The 2,455-nt window shown below is 55.2% G+C and carries 1 protein-coding gene; it reads right to left on the bottom strand.

Annotated elements, in window-relative coordinates:
- Positions 1–84: 84 nt before the first annotated feature.
- Positions 85–1,800, bottom strand: coding sequence for a group II intron reverse transcriptase/maturase (gene ltrA / locus QMN93_RS25750; protein ID WP_063932880.1), 1,716 nt, complete (start codon positions 1,798–1,800; stop codon positions 85–87).
- Between the last annotated feature and the right edge of the window lie 655 nt (positions 1,801–2,455).

Below are 2,455 nucleotides of genomic sequence, written 5' to 3'. Positions count from 1 at the left end.
TCATCGGGTAGGAACAGGCCATTGCTGACCCATCCCCCCCTAAGAACCGTACGTGAGAGTTTCCCCTCATACGGCTCAGGCCTCTCAAAGCCCACTTGCGCGAGCCGGTTTCGCTACCTTCAGGTTAAGGGCATGGATCTGCCTGTGGCATACGGGATGCACAAGGCACAGGTTGCTGTTGTCGTCAGTACCGCCATCGACACGACGGATAATATGGTGAACATGCCATCCGGTTTCGGGCGTGATCAGCTCCTGACATAACCTGCATCGTCGCTGCTGACTCTGCCAGAGCGTGACGATCCTTTTCTTCCCGCTGAGTGACAGCAGCATCTTTCGGGACATCCTCTCCTCAAAGTATGCTTCCCATTCAGGAGCGAACGGGTTTGCCCCCAGCCTCAGCATTGTATGGCGTGTGATGCGGGTGTCGGTGGCTTTCCGCAGAGACTTTAGAACCGGTTTTCCATCCGGATAGTACTCGCCTGTAGGCGTTGCAAATACCCAGTTACGGTTACCCACCTGATGGAAGTAACGGTTTTTGATCCAGCGTTTACCTTTCTGAGGATGCCGCCGCCTGCACCAGCGCCACAACGCCAGCCAGATTTCATGGTCCACGCGGGCAAATGCAGCTTTTGCAACGTTGTGCCGGTGAAAATCTGCCCAGCCCTGAATGATCGGGTTCAGCTTTTTAATAAGCTTCTCCTGCGTCAGTGCCGGGTTCTCTCTCACTGTTGCGCGGGCTTTTTCCAGTAAGCGACTGACGTTTATACCGGACGGGCGTATCAGCAGCTTACCGCTGAATTTGCGCAGATTATGGCCTAGAAAATCGAAACCCTGATCAATACGTGTAACCCGCGTTTTTGTGGGGGAGAGCGTCAGACCACGCTCGAGCATGAACCTCTCCACCACAGGCATGACCTCATTTTCCAGCAACTCCTTCGAGCGGCCGGTTATGATGAAGTCATCAGCGTAACGCACATAATTGACCTTGAGTTTTATTTCAAGATTCCGCGCATACCGCGGACGACCAAAGTGGGACTTTAGCCTTGCTTCAAGCCCGTCGAGTGCAAGGTTTGCCAGCACCGGGGAAATAATTCCACCCTGTGGCGTACCTGCTTCGGTGGGAAAAAGCTGACGCCCTTCCATGTATCCTGCCTTGAGCCATCTGCTCAGTATTACCCTGTCGATCGGTATGTTTTCCATCAGCCACTCATGGCTGATGTTGTCAAAACATCCCTGAATATCCCCCTCCAGCACCCACTCTGGCGCGTGTTTCTTCGACAGCATGATAAAGCACTGTTCAATTGCATCAGCTACGGAACGCTGTGGCCTGAAGCCAAAGGAGCGCTGATCGGCTGTGGTCTCCGCAACGGGTGAAAGTGCCATCATGTAGAGTGCCTGCATGGTTCTGTCACGCATCGACGGAATGCCGAGCGGACGGCTTTTGCCGTCTGCTTTGGGGATAAGGAGACGCTTCAGAGGAAGGGGACGGTATCCCCGCCGCTGTAGCGACTTAATGGCCTGAAATCTGGCCGCCGGGGTGGTCCATAATTTGCCGTCCACGCCCGGCGTATGCCTGCCCTTATTTTCGGTAACCCGTCTGACGGCAAGAGCCTTACCGCTGAACGAGTGGGTCAACAGCCACTGCAGGGCTTTAACCCTGCCGAACCTGCCTTCCCGCGTTGCCTTTACGATACGTGCCTGCAGCCTTCGCACTTCCCGGTGGCACTGAGCCCAGTCAATGCTGTGCCATGCCTCCGGTTCGTGAGAGGGGGCACCCGCGCCTGTTGCTGACGTAGTCATCTGCTGTTCCCTCAAAGAAAGTTTCTCAGGTTATCCCGTAAAGAAAGACCCGGTGGAAGTCTGCCCGCTTTCGCGTGAGGTGATGTCGCACTTGAGCTCAACCTCTGTCTGCCCGGTTACAGGGCAGCATTCGCTTTCTCCACCATCTCATACCCGCACCGCCAACAGTGCCTCTTGCGATTTACCTGCCCCTGAGGGCAGCGATACGGGCTTACCATGTTCCACCTGAATAACGAGATGGGTTAGACCCTGCCTGTTCACCGACGGCCATTATGTCCGTGTGCCTCAAGAATCGAAGTGAAGCAACCGACCGCATACCTTTTGGTTCAGGCCTGACAGCATCTTTGGCCTGTTCTATGTAACGATGTTTATCAGCAGTTCACTTATGTTGGTCATACCATCCAGCCTGGCGCCGCATCCGCACGATGCTTGCAGATGTTACCTGTCCTCACGGACTCGGCTAGGTACGCAGACCCGGCTTCGTTGTCCCGGCAGCTTCACACCAGAGCGTTACCGCTCCCGCATGTACCGGTAGGCTACTGATGACGGAACATCAGGTTCCTCTCTGATTTCTCAGCGGAACAATTATTCAGGCGACTTCACGTCGCACGGACTCGACATAGTCAGCGGCAGGGCTCGGAAAACCGCAGCTGGC

Origin of the sequence: Enterobacter sp. R-1.6.2, from assembly GCF_035064085.1 — a bacterium.
Classification (GTDB): domain Bacteria; phylum Pseudomonadota; class Gammaproteobacteria; order Enterobacterales; family Enterobacteriaceae; genus Enterobacter; species Enterobacter asburiae_B.
Note: the sequence above shows the minus strand (reverse complement) of the source record. Positions and strands in the feature narration are given on the sequence as shown.